Here is a 16120-nt window from a genome sequence, read left to right on the forward strand (position 1 = left end):
GTGGATTGTAGGTTTATTATTAAAACTTCCAGCTTCCGGCTTCTAGATCCAACTATTTTATTTTTCGTCTTTTTCACTGATTTCTTTAGCCATAGGATTGTCTAAAACTCTTAGCTCATCCTTAGGTTTTTCGTAGTGGTTCAATGAAATTACAGAGTGTCTGTCGATATGTCTAGGACCTTCGATGTTCCAGTCTGATAATGCTTTTCTTTCGAAACGGCATGTATCACAGATGAATTCTTCCACTTCACCCCATTGGTCTTTTCTTGCAGTTACTCTTACGATTTCGTCACCTTTCATCCATACTACAGCTTTTCCTGAACACTTATCACATTTACAAGAAGCGTTCATTGGTTTTGTAAACCATACTCTGCTTGCAAAACGAGCTGTTCTGTCTGTTAATGCTCCTACCGGACAAACGTCGATAACATTTCCGATGAAGTCATTGTCTAAAGCTTTATTTAAATAGGTTGAAATTTCAGCGTGATCTCCTCTGAAAAGAATACCGTGTTCTCTTGTTTCTGTAAGCTGGTTTGCTGTCAATACACATCTTGCACAAAGAATACAACGGTTCATATTCAATTTGATGTTCGGTCCAAGATCATCAGCTTCGTAAGTATTTCTTTCAAATTCTGTTCTTGTACTGTCTACACCATGCTCATATCCTAAGTCCTGAAGATGACATTCTCCTGCCTGGTCACAGATAGGGCAGTCCAGCGGGTGGTTTACCAATAAGAACTCGGTAACCGCTTTTCTTCCCTCCTGAGCTTTCTCAGAAGTAAGGTTTTTTACTTCCATCCCATCCATTACATTCGTTCTGCAGCTTGCTACCAATTTCGGCATAGGACGAGGATCTGCTTCAGACCCTTTAGAAACTTCTACAAGACATGTTCTACATCTCCCTCCACTGGTCTCTAGCTTGCTGTAGTAGCACATAGCGGGAGGTACAGATTTTCCACCGATTTGTCTTGCTGCTTCCAGAATGGAAGTACCAGGCATCACTTCAGTAGTCTGTCCGTCTATAGTTATTTTGAATTTTTTAACTTCTTCGCTCATATGATATGCTTTAAGCTTTATGCGTTAAGCAATAGGCTTTGTTATTTATATTTCTTAGTATTAAATGTATATCCAATTCCTCCTAGAACCTGTCCGAAAACAAAGTCCTGGCGTGCTTTATCAGGTTTGTTATTCAATGTAGTTTTAATATCCCACATATTAATATAACCTGCTTTTCCTTCTAGTCTCAGCATCCAGTTTTTCCAGAAAACTAAGTTAAGACTGGATCTGATATCGGTTCCCATACCTGCAACGTGAAAACGGTCACTTCTTTCATTTCCAAAAAGTTTTACATTACTTTTCGGAAACATAAATCCGATTCCAGCTCCATAAGACCATACTAAATCTATATTCTTCTTATGAACAAGGTTTTTGTATTTCTCAAGACCTAAGTTTTCATAATTAAGTCCATCTGTATGTTCGAAAGTAAGGAACTTCTCATCTGCAAGATTTACCTGTCCGTTTTGAACCATTGCTGCATATTCAGGATCTGAAATATGTCCTTTGAAGCCCACAGTCTGGTTCTGGTCCATTACATATTTCATATGGTCTATCCCAAGTACCAGCGCTAAATTGTCTTTAATAAAATATCCTATTCTGAAATTATACTGTGTTACAGTAAACCAGCTTGGATCAAAATAGACAATTCCAAATTTTGTAGGTCTGTCTTGTGCCCTTACATTATTCAGTTGAAAATCGTATCCGTTTCCGGTAAAATGAATATCAGAATTGCTATAAGCCGCTCTGTTCCATCCATAAAATACGAAAACCTGACCTTTTTTGCTTAATGGTAATGGCTTTTCTTTTTTTTCAGCTTTAATTTGCTGTTTCTCACTCGCTACATATGACAAATCCTCTTCAACGGATCTGTTATAACTTGCAGTATCTGTTTTCTTATTCTGTGCAAATACAAAATTCGACATCATTAAGCCGACAACCAATAATTTTTTCATTTTACCTATGCATTCTTTTCAACAGCCGGAATAGGATCTGCATAATGTGCTAATCCATAATTTTGTGTCTGAGACAATTCTGGGTTTTTCACATGCCACTCAAATTCATCTCTGAAATGACGGATTGCTGCTGCAACCGGCCAAGCTGCTGCATCACCCAATGGGCAAATCGTGTTTCCTTCGATTTTTCTCTGGATATCCCAAAGTAGATCGATATCCTCCATCTTTCCTTCTCCTTTCTCGATTTTCTTTAAAATCTTGTACATCCATCCCGTTCCTTCACGGCAAGGAGTACATTGTCCGCAGCTTTCGTGATTGTAGAATCTTGCTAAAGTCATCGTGTGGTCTACAATACACTGGTCTTCATCCAATACGATGAAACCTCCTGAACCCATCATTGTTCCGGTAGCGAAACCACCATCTGCCAATGATTCATAGTTCATATATCTTGGCTCTCCATTCACTGTTCTCAGCAACAAATTAGCAGGAACGATAGGAACAGAACTTCCGCCGGGAATACAAGCCTTTAATTTTTTTCCGTCTTTAATACCGCCGCAATATTCATCAGAATAGATGAATTCTTCTACGGTAATAGTCATATCGATTTCGTATACCCCCGGTTTGTTGATGTTTCCACAAGCAGAAATTAATTTCGTACCTGTAGATCTTCCCACTCCGATTTTAGCATACTCAGCACCTGTTATATCAATGATTGGAACAATTGCTGCAATAGATTCAACGTTATTTACTACTGTTGGTCTTTCCCAAAGTCCTTTTACAGCCGGGAATGGCGGTTTTAATCTTGGGTTACCTCTTTTTCCTTCAAGGGATTCAAGCAATGCAGTTTCTTCACCACAGATGTATGCTCCACCACCTCTCTGAACATAAATTTCACAATCGAAACCTGTTCCCAGGATGTTTTTACCTAAAAATCCTGCTGCTTTGGCTTCTTCAATAGCTTCTTCAAGGATATCAGGAATCCATGAATATTCTCCACGGATGTAGATATAAGAAACATTAGAACCTAAACAGTAAGAAGAAATTAGCATTCCCTCGATCAATAAATGAGGAAGGAACTCCATCAGATATCTGTCCTTGAATGTTCCAGGCTCAGATTCATCCGCATTGACAACAAGGTGTCTTGGAACGCCTTCAGGCTTTGCCAAAAAGCTCCATTTCATTCCTGTTGGGAATCCAGCTCCACCACGTCCTCTTAATCCTGAAGCTTTTACTTCTTCAAGAATTTCGTCAGGAGTCATCTTCAAGGCTTTTTCAGCTGCTGTATAACCTCCCTGTTTACGGTACGTTTCAAAGTAGCGAATACCTTCTATATGTGCGTCTTTAAGTAAAAGTTTTTTACTCATTGTTTATTATGCTTTTAGCTATTGGTTTGTGGCCGTTAGCTTTTTATAATTATTTTAAAAATTAACTGATTTTAAATCCGGGATTCAAAATCTTTATTAGTCTAAAGCAAGTTGTCCCTGTCTGCAAAGTTCAAGGATTTCGTCTACTTTCTCTATTGTTAAATTTTCATGAAAGAATTTTCCTAACTGCAGCATTGGTGCATATCCGCATGCTCCAAGACATTCAGCAGGCTTTAATGTAAACATACCGTCTTCAGTAGTTTCTCCATCCTTAATATTCAGTTTTGTTCTGATATGGTCAAGGATTTTTTCACTTCCACAAACCATACAAGGCCCTGTTCTGCAAACTTCCAAAACATATTTACCTACCGGCTTCATATTAAACATGGTATAGAAAGTAGCCACCTCATATACTTCAATCGGCTGGATACTTAATAGTTCGGCAACATAATCCATCACAGGAACATCTAACCATCCTCCGAATTCTTTCTGTGCTAAGTGAAGTACAGGAAGAAGAGCTGATTTTTGTCTTCCTTCAGGATATCTTGCGATAATTTTATGTACCTGTGCTAAACTTTCCGGTTTAAAAGCTATTGTTTCGCTCATTTTTGAAATTTTAGATTTTAGATTTTAAATTCTAAATGAATAACGGTCTAAAATCAATTTATAATTTATAATTCAAAATTTATAATTCCAGTTATGCGTCTAATTCTCCCGCAATAATATTCATACTACACATCGTTACAATGGCATCTGAAATTACAGAACCTGTAATCATTTCAGGATATGCCTGATAGTAGATGAAACATGGTCTTCTGAAGTGAAGTCTGTAAGGGCTTCTTCCTCCATCACTTACAAGATAAAATCCTAATTCTCCGTTTCCACCTTCTACAGCGTGGTAAACTTCTCCTTTCGGTACATCAGTTTCTCCCATTACAATTTTAAAATGGTAGATCAATGCTTCCATTTTCTGATATACATCTGCCTTTTCAGGAAGATAGAAGTCAGGAACATCCGCGTGGAATGGTCCTTCCGGAAGATTTTCGTATGCTTGTTTGATGATTTTTAATGATTCCCAGATTTCCTGTTGACGAACCATGAAACGGTCGTAAGTATCTCCTGAAGTTCCTACAGGAATAATGAAGTCGAAATCTTCATAGGAAGAATAAGGCTGTGCAACTCTTACATCATAATCTACTCCTGCTGCACGTAAATTTGGACCTGTGAAACCATAGCTTAATGCTCTTTCGGCAGAAATAGCTCCTGTACCGATGGTTCTGTCCATAAAAATTCTGTTTCTTTCTAATAAAGTACCGAATTCTTTGAATCTTGCCGGGAAAGTCTTTAAGAAATCCTGTAATAACTCATGAAACTTAGGCGTGAAATCTCTTTCAAAACCTCCGATTCTTCCCATATTGGTTGTCATCCTTGCTCCACAGATCTGCTCGTACATATCATAAATACGCTCTCTTTCGATGAACATGTAAGTAAGCCCTGTAATCGCTCCTGAGTCCATTCCGGTTACTCCGTTACAGATCAGGTGGTCACCGATTCTTGCTAATTCCATTAAGATAACACGCATATAGTCTACACGTTTTGGAACTTCAACGCCAATCAGTTTCTCTACTGTCATGTGCCAACCTAAGTTGTTGATGGGTGCAGAACAGTAATTCATACGGTCAGTAAGGGTAGTGATCTGAGAGTAGTTTCTTCTTTCAGAAATTTTCTCAAATGCTCTGTGGATGTATCCTACCGTTTGCTCAGCGTGAAGAATTCTCTCCCCGTCCATCGTTAAGATATTCTGGAAAATCCCGTGAGTAGCAGGGTGGGTAGGTCCTAAATTGAGGGTATACAATTGTCCGTCAATCTGTTCCTTACTTTCGTACTGGTTTAGTATATTAGATAATGAGTTATCTTTCATAATATATAATTGATAATTGATAAAGGATAATTGATAATGAATCAACCATCAGTAATCATTTATATTTTTTATCTTCCGAACATATTATCGTCCTTATCGGTTCTCGTACCGTCTTCAAGGCGATATTCTTTCAACATTGGGTGGTATCCAAGATCTTCCATATTCAAAATAGGTCTAAGATCCGGGTGTCCTTTAAATTTAATCCCATAGAAATCATATGTTTCTCTTTCCATCCAGTTAGCTCCGGCATAGAGCTCAGTAAGAGAATCTACTTCGATATTTTCTCTGGACATGAATATTTTCAGACGTAATCTGAAATTGGCCATCATATTATGCAAATGGTATACAACGCCTATTTCCTTTTCAGGGAATTCAGGGTAATGAATACCACAGATATCCGTAAGGAAATTAAATTCCAAAGACGAATCTTTAAGGTAGTGAATGATTTTCTTACTATCTTCTTTCTTCACCTCAATCGTCAGCATTCCGTAAGGTTCTGAGCTTGAAATGACAGATTCCGGAAATTCTCTTGTGATTGCTTCTAATACAAATTCGTTCGTCATTTCCGTTTAGTTGCTTATGTTGTAAGAATCTAATAATTTCTGATATTCAGGCATATCTCTTCTTCTGATGCTTTCACTTTCTGCAAGAGCCTGTACCTGCATTACTCCTTCAATGATCTGTTCAGGTCTTGGAGGGCATCCAGGAACATAAACATCCACCGGAATAATCTTATCGATCCCCTGAAGTACAGAATATGTATCAAAAATACCACCGCTGGAAGCACAAGCTCCAACTGCTACTACCCATTTCGGCTCTGCCATCTGGGTATAAACTTCTTTCAGGACTGGTCCTAATTTCTTTGATATAGTTCCACAAACCATCAGCATATCTGCTTGTCTTGGAGAGAAAGAGTTTCTTTCCATACCAAATCTTGACGCATCATACGTTGGGTTTAGGGTAGCCATAAACTCAATACCGCAACAAGAGGTAGCAAAAGGTAACGGCCAAAGTGAAAACTTTCTTGCCATCCCGATTACACTGCTCAGTTTTGTTGCGAAAAACCCTTCTCCTTCATATCCTTCGGGAGCAGGTGCATCTGTTCTTATTACTGGTTTTTTATCTGACATTTTTAGTAAATATTTAAAGATTAAAATATTTAAAGATTAAAATATTTAAAGATTAAAAAATAAGACCTTCACAATCTTTAAATTACTTAAATAAATTCAATCTTTTAATGTTAAAATTTATTTATCCCAATCCAGCGCACCGCGTTTCCAAACATAGAAAAACGCTACGAAGAATATCGCAACGAACGTAAGTACAGCAAGGAATCCCTCCATGCCGAATTCTCTAAAGTTTACTGCGTAAGGATAAAAGAATACGATTTCAATATCGAATAGTACGAACAATACCGCGGTCAGGAAGTACTTGATAGAAAACGGTGTTCTAGCATTTCCTTCTGCAGGAACTCCACATTCCCAGCTTTGGTTTTTTACAGAGTTTCCTTTTTTCTGCTGTGGTCCCAAGAAATGTGCCCCAAGCAAAGAAACAGCTACAAATCCTACTGCTACACCAGCCTGGATAAGGATTGGAATATAACTTTCAGGTAAATTCATTTTTGCATTATTATCTCAATTTGCAAATTTAGCGAATAAACAAGAAAGCATGAAATTTATCAGCTTAAATGTCGTATGAAAATGAGTTAAATCGGTAATTTAGAATCAATAAAAATTAGCTTTTGGTGATTGTTTTTCTTAATGTGTTTTTCCCCTTTTTTTGTAGCAGCTCCCCAAAAATATAGCTCATCCTACGTATTGGATATATTTTAACTGAATGAAATGCAGATTTAATAAAAATTGGCTTTATATTTTATTTCTTCATTTTTCTTAGAACAGAATATGCCATAAAAGAGATGTATCCAAAAAGAATACTGGCAAAAAGGATATTGATGACGGTATTCGTCCTATCATCCTGCGATTGAAAAAAGAAGTTATAACTGATAAATCCGGCAATTAAAATAGCGAAAATGATAAGTTGTGGTTTCATAAAGTTCAAAGTTTAGAGTTTAAAGTACTTTTTACATTCTATAAATACAGTATCATTTATTCACTTCCATTGAATAGGTTCTTCTTCTCTTATGGTTTACCGGATTATAATCCTGCCATAGGAGCTGCACACTTTTATTTTCTTCAAGTTCAGGATTAGTTTCTGCGAAATTGATTCCCATACTGGTAAATCGTACAAAAATTTCTTTGAAGATAATTGCCGTTACGCCACGTCTTTGATATTCAGGGTGAATCCCGATAAGGTAAAAATTGGCTCTGTCATTCTTTTTGCCTGCTTGTAGGAAATGCCACCATCCGAAAGGAAATAATTTTCCTTTTGACTTTTGTAAAGCTTTAGAATAAGAAGGCATCGTAATCGCGAAAGAAACCAGCTGCTGATTTTCATCCACTACGCAGATCACATAATTTTTATCAATGAACGGGAAATATTTCTCTTTGTATGTTTTGATCTGTTCCTCAGAAATTGGAGTATAAGTAGAAAGATGCTTATAAGTTTCATCCAGCAGCTTAAACATAGGTTCTACATACGGGAGGATTTCTTCCTTTGATTTGAATTTAAGAACGCTGAGTTTGTATTTCTGAGCAATCAGTCCACTGAATTTTTCTACTTTTTCAGGAAGTATTTTCGGGAAATTCATCTCATATTCTACCCATTCTTTTTCTTTGGTTAATCCAAGATTTTCAAGATGTTTAGGGTAATAGGCATGATTGTAAATTCCAATCATTGTTGCCAGTTTATCAAATCCCATTGTCAGCATACCGGCTTTGTCAAGATTGGTGAATCCCATAGGCCCTTCAATCTTATTGATGTTATGTTCTTTGGCATAATCAATGGCAGTCTGAATCAATGCTTTAGAAACCTCAGTGTCATCAATGAAATCTATCCAGCCAAAGCGTACTTTTTTGATGTCTAATTCTTTTTCCTCCTTGTGGTTTATAATTACTGCGATTCTTCCCACTACTTTACTGTTTTTTACAGCCAGAAATTGCTTGGATTCGGAATAGAGGAATGCCGGATTTTCATTTGCATCCCATATTTTTATTTCGTCTTTGATAAAGGATGGAACATAGTACGGATTATTTTTGTACAGATCCATCGGAAATTTTACGAATTGCTTTAGTTGACCGGCTGTTTTTACTTCAATAATTGAAACCTTAGACATAACTTTTGATGGTAATTTAAGGACAAATATAAATAATAATATCTTATACTTTGGCACAGTTTTTACATCATTATGGATAAAAATTAAACACAAAATCTATATAAAATGGCGGGTTATTATATCATTATTGGTATTTCAATGTTGGTGAGCTGGTGGGTTTCTTCCAGGTTGAAATCAAAATTTGAATATTATTCCAATGTGCACCTTCGAAACGGCCTTTCGGGGAAAGAAGTAGCGGAAAAAATGTTGAGGGATAACGGGATCAATGATGTTCAGGTAATATCTGTTCCCGGGCAGTTGACGGACCACTATAATCCGGCAGATAAAACAGTGAACCTTTCTGAAGGGGTTTACATGCAGAGAAACGCAGCCGCAGCCGCAGTAGCAGCTCATGAATGCGGACACGCAGTACAGCATGCCGTAGGATATTCTATGTTGAATTTACGTTCAAAACTGGTTCCTATTGTTAATATAAGTTCCAATCTGATGCAATTTGTCCTTATAGCGGGTATCGCGGTAATGGCAGCATCAAGAACGATGGAAAATCCCAATGGAAATACAACAGTTCTTGCCATTGGAGTTGCTATGTTTGCTGTGACAACACTTTTTGCTTTTGTAACACTTCCTGTGGAGTATGATGCAAGTAACAGAGCTATGAAATGGCTTAAAGATACAGGAACTGTAACTGCAGAGGAATTTGTAGGAGTGCAGGACAGCCTGAAATGGGCAGCAAGAACTTATGTGGTAGCAGCCTTAGGATCTCTGGCACAACTTCTTTACTGGGGATCATTACTTCTTGGTGGAAGAAGGGATTAATCATTAAATTCAAATGAAACATATTGCATCTCGGAGAGTTTTTTCGAGATGTTTTCTTTTTGTGCAAGCTTCAGTGAGGCAGTAAGAATACAGTTTTCGTTGGCGTCAAAATTCAAAACCTTGGCATCAAATTTTGAAAGCAGAGTGAATATTGTATTCTGCTGATTAAAATTAAACAGAATCTCTATTTCCGTTTCCAGTTCACGGGTAATGATTTTAGCTTCTTCCAATGTAATCTTTGCAGATTCCTTATAAGCTTTTACCAATCCCGAAACCCCTAGTTTGGTTCCTCCATAATAACGGACTACAATTACGAGAATATTGGTGACCTCATTTGCCAGCAGCTGATTGTAAATAGGTAATCCGGCACTTCCGGAAGGCTCGCCATCATCATTGGCACGGTAGTTATCACCATTTAATCCCATTCTGAAAGCATAACAGTGGTGAGTAGCTTTCGGATGTTCTTCCCTTATTTTTTCCAGCGCATTCTTCAATTCCTTTTCATTGGTTACCGGGAACGCAAATCCTATAAACTTGCTTCCTTTTTCCTTTAAAAGAGTATTTTCTATGGGTTTTTCTATGGTTTTGTATTCAAACGTCATTGTGTATTCCGGCTTTAATTATGCAAAAATATTAAATGCTTTAGTATTCTGCATCATGATCATAAATTAAGCCGTCAGAATTTGACGGCTTATATATTTTTGAATGTAAAATTATACTGTTACATCACATCTCCACAAAGGTCCATTGGAATCAGACACATATAACTTGTTGGACCGCAAAAATCCTGAGGGCATTTGTCTCTGCATCTTGTAGGTTGTCCATTAGGGAGTATACATGTTACAAAAACCCCTCCTTTAATGGTTTTCATACTGGCTCTGGATACTTTTTTCAGGTTATTCATGATAATATTTTTGTTGGATTAATTGATATAATTTAACAATATTAGCATTGGAATGTTCCATCTGCCCAAGGCGGTGGGCAGCTCATACTTGAAGGCGTTGCACAGCAATGCTGTAATGAAGACGGATAGAATGAGCAGCATTCAGGAGCGTTTCCTCCGTTTACTTTCTTTAAACTCTGTCTTGAAACTTTCTTTAAATTTTTCATAGTAATTTTTTTGTGTAACTAATGTAAAGAAATTATTTCATTCGATGGTGATAAAGTGCTTTTATTTTAGTCTGAAGAAAGAAACTGTATTGTCTCTGAAATTTTCAATTGCAGTGGGTGTATGATTGAATTCAGGTGCTTTTGTCCCGTTTTCAAGGTTCAGATTTTCATTTTTGATGACAATGGCTTCGTCCCAAAGACCAGCATTGATGAACTGCTGTAGCGTAAAACGGCCCCCTTCTATAATCACAGACTGTATCTGTTCTTTATACAATGCTTCCATAAGTTCAGGCAGGAAATTATTCCTGTTGATTTTAATAAATTGAATAGATCCTTCGGTGTCTTCTTTTACTGAATTTAAAACCAATGTCCTTGCTTCATTATTATAAATGTTGAAATTGGACGGAACTTTTAAATCAAAATCGATCAGAATTCTTACCGGGTTTGTTCCTTCCACATTCCTTACAGTAAGACTTGGGTTGTCGTTTAAGGCAGTTTGGGTGCCTACCAGAATAGCATGTTCGTCAGCTCTTAACTGATGAACAAACTGATTCACCAAGGTGTTGGAAACAGCTGTTGGTTTAAAGTCTTTATCCAAAAAGCCATCACCGGATTCTGCCCATTTTAGGATAATGTAAGGTCTTTTCTTTTCATGGTAAGTGAAAAACCTTTTATTAAGTTCAATACATTCTTGTTCAAGAATTCCTGAAACGGCTTCAATTCCAGCATCCAGGATAATTTTCTTTCCTTTACCATTGACTTTATCATGAGAATCCATCGCACCAATAACCACTTTTTTAAATCCTAATTCTTTAATCTTTAAAGCACAAGGTGGAGTTTTTCCGTAGTGTGCACAGGGCTCCAGGGATACATAGATGGTAGATTCCGGAATAAGATCTTTATTTTTAACAGAGTTGATGGCGTTGATCTCAGCATGGTTTTCTCCAGCTTTATGATGGTAGCCTTCACCAATGATCTCTCCGTTGTGTACGATTACACTTCCTACAAGAGGGTTGGGATAGGTGCTGCCAAGAGCTTTCTGAGCCAGCTCAATACATCTTTTGATATACAGTTCGTCGTTGTTCATATTTATAAAAAGAAAAAGCGAAGACAAATTGCTTTGCTCCGCCTTTATTTATTTTGTTATCTGTTAATCTCCGCTGATGATGCTGTGGAGATTCTGCTTTAATGTTTCCAGATGAGCTTTTTTCTCATCAATGGTGTTGTAAGTATCTCTTAAAAGAGGATTTTCCCTTGATGGTTTGTTGAAGAAAGAAAGGTTGTTTTCCAGTTTTACAATTTCACCTTCAAGATCAGAAATCTGGTTTTTGATCTTTCTTGCTTTGTCAGTAAGCTGGTTTTCAGATAGACCTTCTTCTTTCAGTTCAAGTTCGTTGATTTTGTTTATTTTCAATTTCTCTCTTAATGTCTTGTTGAATTCAGAGTTGATTGAAATTTTATCTCTCGGAACTTTACCGATGTTGTTCCATGATGTTTTGATCTGCTCAATTTTTTCGATACTACCTTCTTCATTGGAAACCAATTTCAATTCATCAAGAAGCACTTTTTTGTTTTTATAATTTTCTTTCCAGTTGTCGGTGGAAGTATTGCTTTTCTCTCTGTAGTTATTGAAGAACGCATTACATGCATCACGGAATTCATCCCAGATTTTGTTGGTCATGCTCTTTGGAACGTGGCCTACTTTTTTCCAGTCTTCCTGTAGTTTTTTGAATAATGGAACTGAAATATCCCATTCTTCATTGTTCATATTGTCCTGTGCCGTCTGGATCAGTTTTAATTTCTCTTCAAGATTCGCTTGCTGTGAACCTTTCAACGATTTGTAATAGTTATTTTTCGTTGTATTAAAACCTCTCAGCGTTGTTTTGAAATCATTCCAGTTTTGATTGGATAATTTTCTTGGAACGCTTCCGGTTTTTAAGAATTCAGAACGCAGATCTTCAACTCTTTTGATGGCATTTTGCCAGTAGTTGTGATTAGGAGTTTCTGATGGCTCAGACAGTTTCTTGATTTCAGCGATGATTTCGTTTTTCTTTTCAAGATTTACGGTCTGTTCCTTTTCAATAGAAGCAGAAAGCTCAGATTTTCTCTCGTGAATTTTGTTAGAAATTTCTTTGAATTCTTCCCATGTTTTTTCACGGAATTCCTCTGCAACAGGCTCAGCTTCTTCCTTCCAAAGCTTATGAAGATACTGAAGTTCATTTAAAGCCTTTTGGATCACCGGTTCATTTTCCAGCTCTTTGGCACGGGCAATAATATGTTCTCTCTTTTCCAGATTGTGGCTGTATTCCTGCTCCAGAAATTCTTTATTCAGATCCAGCATCTGATAAAATTGGTTCAGGTGGTGGAAGTAGTTGTTGTTAAGAATTTTGAATTCAGATTTTGCAACCTGTCCGGCTTTTGACCATTCTTCTTTAATTTCACGGATGGATTTAAAAAGATTGATTCCCGGTTCAGAACTGGTATATAGATTTTTAAGTCTTTCGATAATGCTTTGACGGTGTTCAAGGTTTTTCTTCTGCTCTTCTTCCTGTCCTTTCTGGAAGCTGTCATGTTTTTCCCTGAAAATATTAACCAATGCAGAATATTTATTCTGAGAAGGATGTTCATAGCTGAAATTTTCAGCAGGATTTCCGGCTTCTACATATTCGTGCTTTTTATCTTCCACTTCATCATGGATATAGTGACTTGCTTTTTCTCTCAACAGGTTGAATCTTTTGAAATTCTCACCGGCGTTGGGAGTGTTGATGATTTTTTCCATTTCCTTTAAAGCATCAGTAAGGGAAATTTCTACCTCTTCATGTTCTTCCAGGTGCTCTGCATCCTCTTCATGTCGGTTTGCATCATGAGAAACTGTGTTTTCTGATGTTTCCTGAGATACTTCGTTAGGATTGTTCTTTTCTTCGTTTTCAGAAAGATTGTTTTCTGTAGTCATAGCAAATCTTTTATGTGAGTGGCGTTTATATCCTTTAAATATAGCTTTAAGGCCAATTAAAGCACTAATTTATGTTATTTTTTTTGAAAATTCCAAATTTCCCAAGCTTTTTCTGCTTGCTGTTCAAGCATATAATATCCATTCACTGTCTTTGCTCCTTTTTCAGAGGCATTGATGATGAATTGAGTGTAGTTGGGATTGTAAATCAGATCGATGATCAGGTGTTCAGAAGAAAGCCCGTCAAAAGGAAAATTCAGGCAGTCTGTAACGTTCGGGAAAGTGCCTACCGGGGTACACTGAATGATTATTTTGTGTTCCGCAACGGTTTCTTTATCAAGGTTTTCAAAATTGATTTCCGTCCTTCTGGAAATAGTTACAGAAGGAATATTTTGTTTATCTAAAGCATATTTTACAGCTTTTGCAGCACCGCCGTTTCCTAAGATCAGTGCTTTGTCCTGTGAAGGGGTTTTGTGTAAAAGAAGAGTTTTTTCAAATCCGTAAGCATCCGTATTATAACCTGTTTTTTTGCCATCCTGGATAAGAACGCAGTTTACGGCACCTATTTTCTCCGCTTCATCGCTTAATTCATCAAGATAATCAATGATTTTTTCTTTGTAGGGAATGGTAACATTGAATCCTAAAAGGTCCGGAGAAGCAAAAAGGTTTTCCACTTCATTGATTTCGTTCAGATCAAAAATATCATAGGAGAAGTTCTTTAGCATGAGCTTTTGGAACTTATTTTCGAAGAATTTTTTAGAAAAAGAATAGGAAATATTTTTTCCTATCAATCCTAATTTTTTATTGGAATCCATATATCAAAAATAAAAAAAAGACCGGATAAATCCGGCCTTGGTTTGAAATATTTTTTAAGAATTAATCTACGATAAATTTAGTAGAGAAATTATCTGTTTTCAGGATGTAAGTTCCTTTTACAACACCTTTAAGGTTAATTTTATTTGAATGTTTGAAAGGATTAACGATTGTTTCAATTAATTTTCCGGAAAGGTCATAGATATCGGCTTTTGAAATTTTGCTAAGATTTTCTCCTTTTACAAATAATTCATTGTTTTTTACCGGGTTAGGGTAGATAGTGAATTCTGATTTGCTTTTTTGAGTTTCAGCAGTTCCTAATGTACCGAAACATGCCCAGCTAAGGTCATCCAGAGCAACTCTGTTGGAAGTAGAAGAATTGGTCAGCTTAATGACAACGTTTCCGCTTACGTTGATATTGTTAATGGTAGTTGTAGTGACAACAGTACTGTAAGGAATAGTTCCTACATTAACATCGTTTACAAAAACATTGAAATATCCTGCACTTCCTGAGAATTTTAACTGTGTTGTTAAAGTTAAATTCTGGATTCCGCTTGAAAGTGTTGAACTTGTTAAAGTACCGTTTCTGATGGTAATGGCTTTATTATTAATGGTCTGGTCAACTCTTGCGTCTGTAGCAGTCCATGAAATTCCGTTGTTCGTCCAGTTGGCTGTCAGATAAGTATTCGCTGCACCGGTGATCATTTCAAAATCTTCTGTTCCACAGCTTCCACCTCCTGCAGGCGTGTCAAGAGTAGTTTCTATAGCTGTTGTACTTTGTGGAGATGAGTTTCCGAAAGCATCTTTAGCAATTACATAGAAAGTATATTGAGTAAGTGGAGCTAATCCTGATACGACAGTAGATGTTGTTGTACCGGAAACATTAGCTTTTAATGCACCGTTAGCGTAAACCTGATAAGAAGTTACTCCTACATTATCTGTAGCGGCTGTCCAGCTTACAGCAATAGAGTTTGAAGTTGGATTGTTGGCAACAACGTTAGTTGCTGCTGTAGGTGCTTGGTTATCAATTACCGGAGATCCCCAGATTTGAGTAACATATTCAGGGTGATCAATGAAAGGGTTTCTGTTTCCCTGATAAGTATAAGAAGCATTGTTTCTTGCAATTTCTTCCGCAGATACAGGATCCATTGCATTCCATGCTAAATATTGATTCAATGCCCAAGGCTGTAGTCCCGGGAATGCCGTGTTTCCAAGCATATCACCGGTAGTGAAATTAGAAAGTTTGTCTTCGTATCTTGTCACAAAATAAAGGAACATTCTGGCAATATCTCCTTTGAAAGCATCAATAGGCTCAAATACAGTACCTGAGTATCCTGGTGATACGGATGTACCTAGTTTTGATCCGTTTTTAGAGATGAAAGAAGTAGCACCAACAACTCCGAAAGGGTAGTTGGATCTCATTCCGTTTACTTTTCCATCGGTAGCACGGATAAAATGAATATCAGCGACCATAGGAGAAGCACTGTTGAATAAACTCTGAGGTATTACGTGCTCTCTGTTGTAGCAGTCACCTTCATTAGCATAGCCGTTAGATCCGCATTGATTGGTTCCCAGGATGAAATTATACTGATCCGGTCCATTTGGATTTTCAGAATAAATATCAAGAATAGTTCCGTCATTTTCATAAAAATAATCACGGTCTGTAGTGGCATAGCCTGTCCATAAACCGCCATATCCATGATCAACATGTCCATTGGTGATAATATTTTTAAGAGCTGTTTTAAGAGCTGCACCTGTTAATCCTGCTGGTTGATTATAATATCCTGCGGGAGCTTGTGCAAAACCGCCGATAAATGTTATACTTAACAGTAAAAAAGATAAAATTCGTTTCATTTATTTAAAATTGGGGCGTAAAGGTACAAAAAAATGAAACCGAAGTATATT

Annotated in this window: 18 protein-coding genes; 1 reads left to right on the forward strand and 17 read right to left on the reverse strand. The window is 37.0% G+C overall.

Annotated elements, in window-relative coordinates; genetic code table 11:
• Window positions 1-57 precede the first annotated feature (57 nt).
• The 10 genes from CHRYMOREF3P_RS17710 to CHRYMOREF3P_RS17755 form a co-directional block, all read right to left on the reverse strand.
• Window positions 58-1056 (reverse strand): 2Fe-2S iron-sulfur cluster-binding protein, encoded by a 999-nt coding sequence (locus tag CHRYMOREF3P_RS17710; protein ID WP_047382170.1) that lies wholly within the window; start codon window positions 1054-1056, stop codon window positions 58-60.
• A 41-nt stretch (window positions 1057-1097) separates the two neighbouring features.
• The gene (locus CHRYMOREF3P_RS17715; RefSeq protein WP_180565154.1) at window positions 1098-2009 is read right to left on the reverse strand and encodes a hypothetical protein; all 912 of its coding nucleotides are present in this window, start codon (window positions 2007-2009) and stop codon (window positions 1098-1100) included.
• A 5-nt stretch (window positions 2010-2014) separates the two neighbouring features.
• Window positions 2015-3373, reverse strand: a complete 1359-nt coding sequence (gene nuoF / locus CHRYMOREF3P_RS17720) for an NADH-quinone oxidoreductase subunit NuoF (RefSeq protein WP_047382176.1) — start codon at window positions 3371-3373, stop codon at window positions 2015-2017.
• 96 nt (window positions 3374-3469) lie between these two features.
• Window positions 3470-3979: a complex I 24 kDa subunit family protein gene (gene nuoE / locus CHRYMOREF3P_RS17725; protein ID WP_047377758.1), complete on the reverse strand. Its 510-nt coding sequence runs from the start codon at window positions 3977-3979 to the stop codon at window positions 3470-3472.
• Window positions 3980-4070: 91 nt separating this feature from the next.
• A complete protein-coding gene (gene nuoD, locus CHRYMOREF3P_RS17730) occupies window positions 4071-5294 on the reverse strand; it encodes an NADH dehydrogenase (quinone) subunit D (protein ID WP_047494369.1) in 1224 nt (407 codons plus the stop codon).
• 68 nt (window positions 5295-5362) lie between these two features.
• A complete protein-coding gene (locus CHRYMOREF3P_RS17735; RefSeq protein WP_077413862.1) occupies window positions 5363-5857 on the reverse strand; it encodes an NADH-quinone oxidoreductase subunit C in 495 nt (164 codons plus the stop codon).
• A 6-nt stretch (window positions 5858-5863) separates the two neighbouring features.
• A complete protein-coding gene (locus CHRYMOREF3P_RS17740; protein WP_002983540.1) occupies window positions 5864-6424 on the reverse strand; it encodes an NADH-quinone oxidoreductase subunit B in 561 nt (186 codons plus the stop codon).
• A 117-nt stretch (window positions 6425-6541) separates the two neighbouring features.
• Window positions 6542-6913, reverse strand: a complete 372-nt coding sequence (locus CHRYMOREF3P_RS17745; RefSeq protein ID WP_047382179.1) for an NADH-quinone oxidoreductase subunit A — start codon at window positions 6911-6913, stop codon at window positions 6542-6544.
• A 253-nt stretch (window positions 6914-7166) separates the two neighbouring features.
• Window positions 7167-7343 carry a hypothetical protein gene (locus CHRYMOREF3P_RS17750; protein ID WP_167510753.1) on the reverse strand — a complete coding sequence of 59 codons (177 nt, stop codon included), beginning with the start codon at window positions 7341-7343 and terminating at the stop codon, window positions 7167-7169.
• 52 nt (window positions 7344-7395) lie between these two features.
• Window positions 7396-8526, reverse strand: a complete 1131-nt coding sequence (locus CHRYMOREF3P_RS17755) for a GTP cyclohydrolase (protein ID WP_180565155.1) — start codon at window positions 8524-8526, stop codon at window positions 7396-7398.
• A 105-nt stretch (window positions 8527-8631) separates the two neighbouring features.
• Between CHRYMOREF3P_RS17755 and CHRYMOREF3P_RS17760 the strand changes: the two genes are divergently transcribed.
• Window positions 8632-9342, forward strand: coding sequence for a zinc metallopeptidase (locus CHRYMOREF3P_RS17760; protein ID WP_142719845.1), 711 nt, complete (start codon window positions 8632-8634; stop codon window positions 9340-9342).
• On the opposite strand, the gene CHRYMOREF3P_RS17765 is transcribed toward CHRYMOREF3P_RS17760, so the two are convergent.
• From CHRYMOREF3P_RS17765 to CHRYMOREF3P_RS17795, 7 genes are all read right to left on the reverse strand, one after another.
• Window positions 9339-9944 carry an IMPACT family protein gene (locus CHRYMOREF3P_RS17765; RefSeq protein WP_180565156.1) on the reverse strand — a complete coding sequence of 202 codons (606 nt, stop codon included), beginning with the start codon at window positions 9942-9944 and terminating at the stop codon, window positions 9339-9341. The genes CHRYMOREF3P_RS17760 and CHRYMOREF3P_RS17765 overlap by 4 nt on opposite strands.
• Window positions 9945-10063: 119 nt before the next feature.
• Window positions 10064-10246, reverse strand: a complete 183-nt coding sequence (locus tag CHRYMOREF3P_RS17770) for a bacteriocin-like protein (protein WP_180565157.1) — start codon at window positions 10244-10246, stop codon at window positions 10064-10066.
• 41 nt (window positions 10247-10287) lie between these two features.
• Window positions 10288-10452 carry a bacteriocin-like protein gene (locus CHRYMOREF3P_RS17775; protein WP_180565158.1) on the reverse strand — a complete coding sequence of 55 codons (165 nt, stop codon included), beginning with the start codon at window positions 10450-10452 and terminating at the stop codon, window positions 10288-10290.
• Between the two features lie 61 nt (window positions 10453-10513).
• Entirely contained in the window at window positions 10514-11539 is a 1026-nt protein-coding gene (gene ribD / locus CHRYMOREF3P_RS17780; RefSeq protein WP_180565159.1) for a bifunctional diaminohydroxyphosphoribosylaminopyrimidine deaminase/5-amino-6-(5-phosphoribosylamino)uracil reductase RibD, read from the reverse strand.
• 63 nt (window positions 11540-11602) lie between these two features.
• Complete coding sequence (locus CHRYMOREF3P_RS17785; RefSeq protein WP_077413868.1) at window positions 11603-13405, reverse strand: DUF349 domain-containing protein; 1803 nt, start codon at window positions 13403-13405, stop codon at window positions 11603-11605.
• A 74-nt stretch (window positions 13406-13479) separates the two neighbouring features.
• Window positions 13480-14217, reverse strand: coding sequence for a shikimate dehydrogenase family protein (locus tag CHRYMOREF3P_RS17790; RefSeq protein WP_180565160.1), 738 nt, complete (start codon window positions 14215-14217; stop codon window positions 13480-13482).
• Between the two features lie 61 nt (window positions 14218-14278).
• Window positions 14279-16069: an endonuclease gene (locus CHRYMOREF3P_RS17795; protein ID WP_077413870.1), complete on the reverse strand. Its 1791-nt coding sequence runs from the start codon at window positions 16067-16069 to the stop codon at window positions 14279-14281.
• Between the last annotated feature and the right edge of the window lie 51 nt (window positions 16070-16120).

It is taken from the genome of Chryseobacterium sp. JV274 (assembly GCF_903969135.1).
Taxonomy (GTDB): Bacteria; Bacteroidota; Bacteroidia; order Flavobacteriales; family Weeksellaceae; genus Chryseobacterium.

What these genes read in the sequence shown, in the direction of transcription:
- CHRYMOREF3P_RS17710 (WP_047382170.1), bottom strand. Translation starts at nt 1,056, where the DNA reads ATGAGCGAAGAAGTTAAAAAATTCAAAATAACTATAGACGGACAGACT.
- CHRYMOREF3P_RS17715 (WP_180565154.1), bottom strand. Translation starts at nt 2,009, where the DNA reads ATGAAAAAATTATTGGTTGTCGGCTTAATGATGTCGAATTTTGTATTT.
- nuoF (WP_047382176.1), bottom strand. Translation starts at nt 3,373, where the DNA reads ATGAGTAAAAAACTTTTACTTAAAGACGCACATATAGAAGGTATTCGC.
- nuoE (WP_047377758.1), bottom strand. Translation starts at nt 3,979, where the DNA reads ATGAGCGAAACAATAGCTTTTAAACCGGAAAGTTTAGCACAGGTACAT.
- nuoD (WP_047494369.1), bottom strand. Translation starts at nt 5,294, where the DNA reads ATGAAAGATAACTCATTATCTAATATACTAAACCAGTACGAAAGTAAG.
- CHRYMOREF3P_RS17735 (WP_077413862.1), bottom strand. Translation starts at nt 5,857, where the DNA reads ATGACGAACGAATTTGTATTAGAAGCAATCACAAGAGAATTTCCGGAA.
- CHRYMOREF3P_RS17740 (WP_002983540.1), bottom strand. Translation starts at nt 6,424, where the DNA reads ATGTCAGATAAAAAACCAGTAATAAGAACAGATGCACCTGCTCCCGAA.
- CHRYMOREF3P_RS17745 (WP_047382179.1), bottom strand. Translation starts at nt 6,913, where the DNA reads ATGAATTTACCTGAAAGTTATATTCCAATCCTTATCCAGGCTGGTGTA.
- CHRYMOREF3P_RS17750 (WP_167510753.1), bottom strand. Translation starts at nt 7,343, where the DNA reads ATGAAACCACAACTTATCATTTTCGCTATTTTAATTGCCGGATTTATC.
- CHRYMOREF3P_RS17755 (WP_180565155.1), bottom strand. Translation starts at nt 8,526, where the DNA reads ATGTCTAAGGTTTCAATTATTGAAGTAAAAACAGCCGGTCAACTAAAG.
- CHRYMOREF3P_RS17760 (WP_142719845.1), top strand. Translation starts at nt 8,632, where the DNA reads ATGGCGGGTTATTATATCATTATTGGTATTTCAATGTTGGTGAGCTGG.
- CHRYMOREF3P_RS17765 (WP_180565156.1), bottom strand. Translation starts at nt 9,944, where the DNA reads ATGACGTTTGAATACAAAACCATAGAAAAACCCATAGAAAATACTCTT.
- CHRYMOREF3P_RS17770 (WP_180565157.1), bottom strand. Translation starts at nt 10,246, where the DNA reads ATGAATAACCTGAAAAAAGTATCCAGAGCCAGTATGAAAACCATTAAA.
- CHRYMOREF3P_RS17775 (WP_180565158.1), bottom strand. Translation starts at nt 10,452, where the DNA reads ATGAAAAATTTAAAGAAAGTTTCAAGACAGAGTTTAAAGAAAGTAAAC.
- ribD (WP_180565159.1), bottom strand. Translation starts at nt 11,539, where the DNA reads ATGAACAACGACGAACTGTATATCAAAAGATGTATTGAGCTGGCTCAG.
- CHRYMOREF3P_RS17785 (WP_077413868.1), bottom strand. Translation starts at nt 13,405, where the DNA reads ATGACTACAGAAAACAATCTTTCTGAAAACGAAGAAAAGAACAATCCT.
- CHRYMOREF3P_RS17790 (WP_180565160.1), bottom strand. Translation starts at nt 14,217, where the DNA reads ATGGATTCCAATAAAAAATTAGGATTGATAGGAAAAAATATTTCCTAT.
- CHRYMOREF3P_RS17795 (WP_077413870.1), bottom strand. Translation starts at nt 16,069, where the DNA reads ATGAAACGAATTTTATCTTTTTTACTGTTAAGTATAACATTTATCGGC.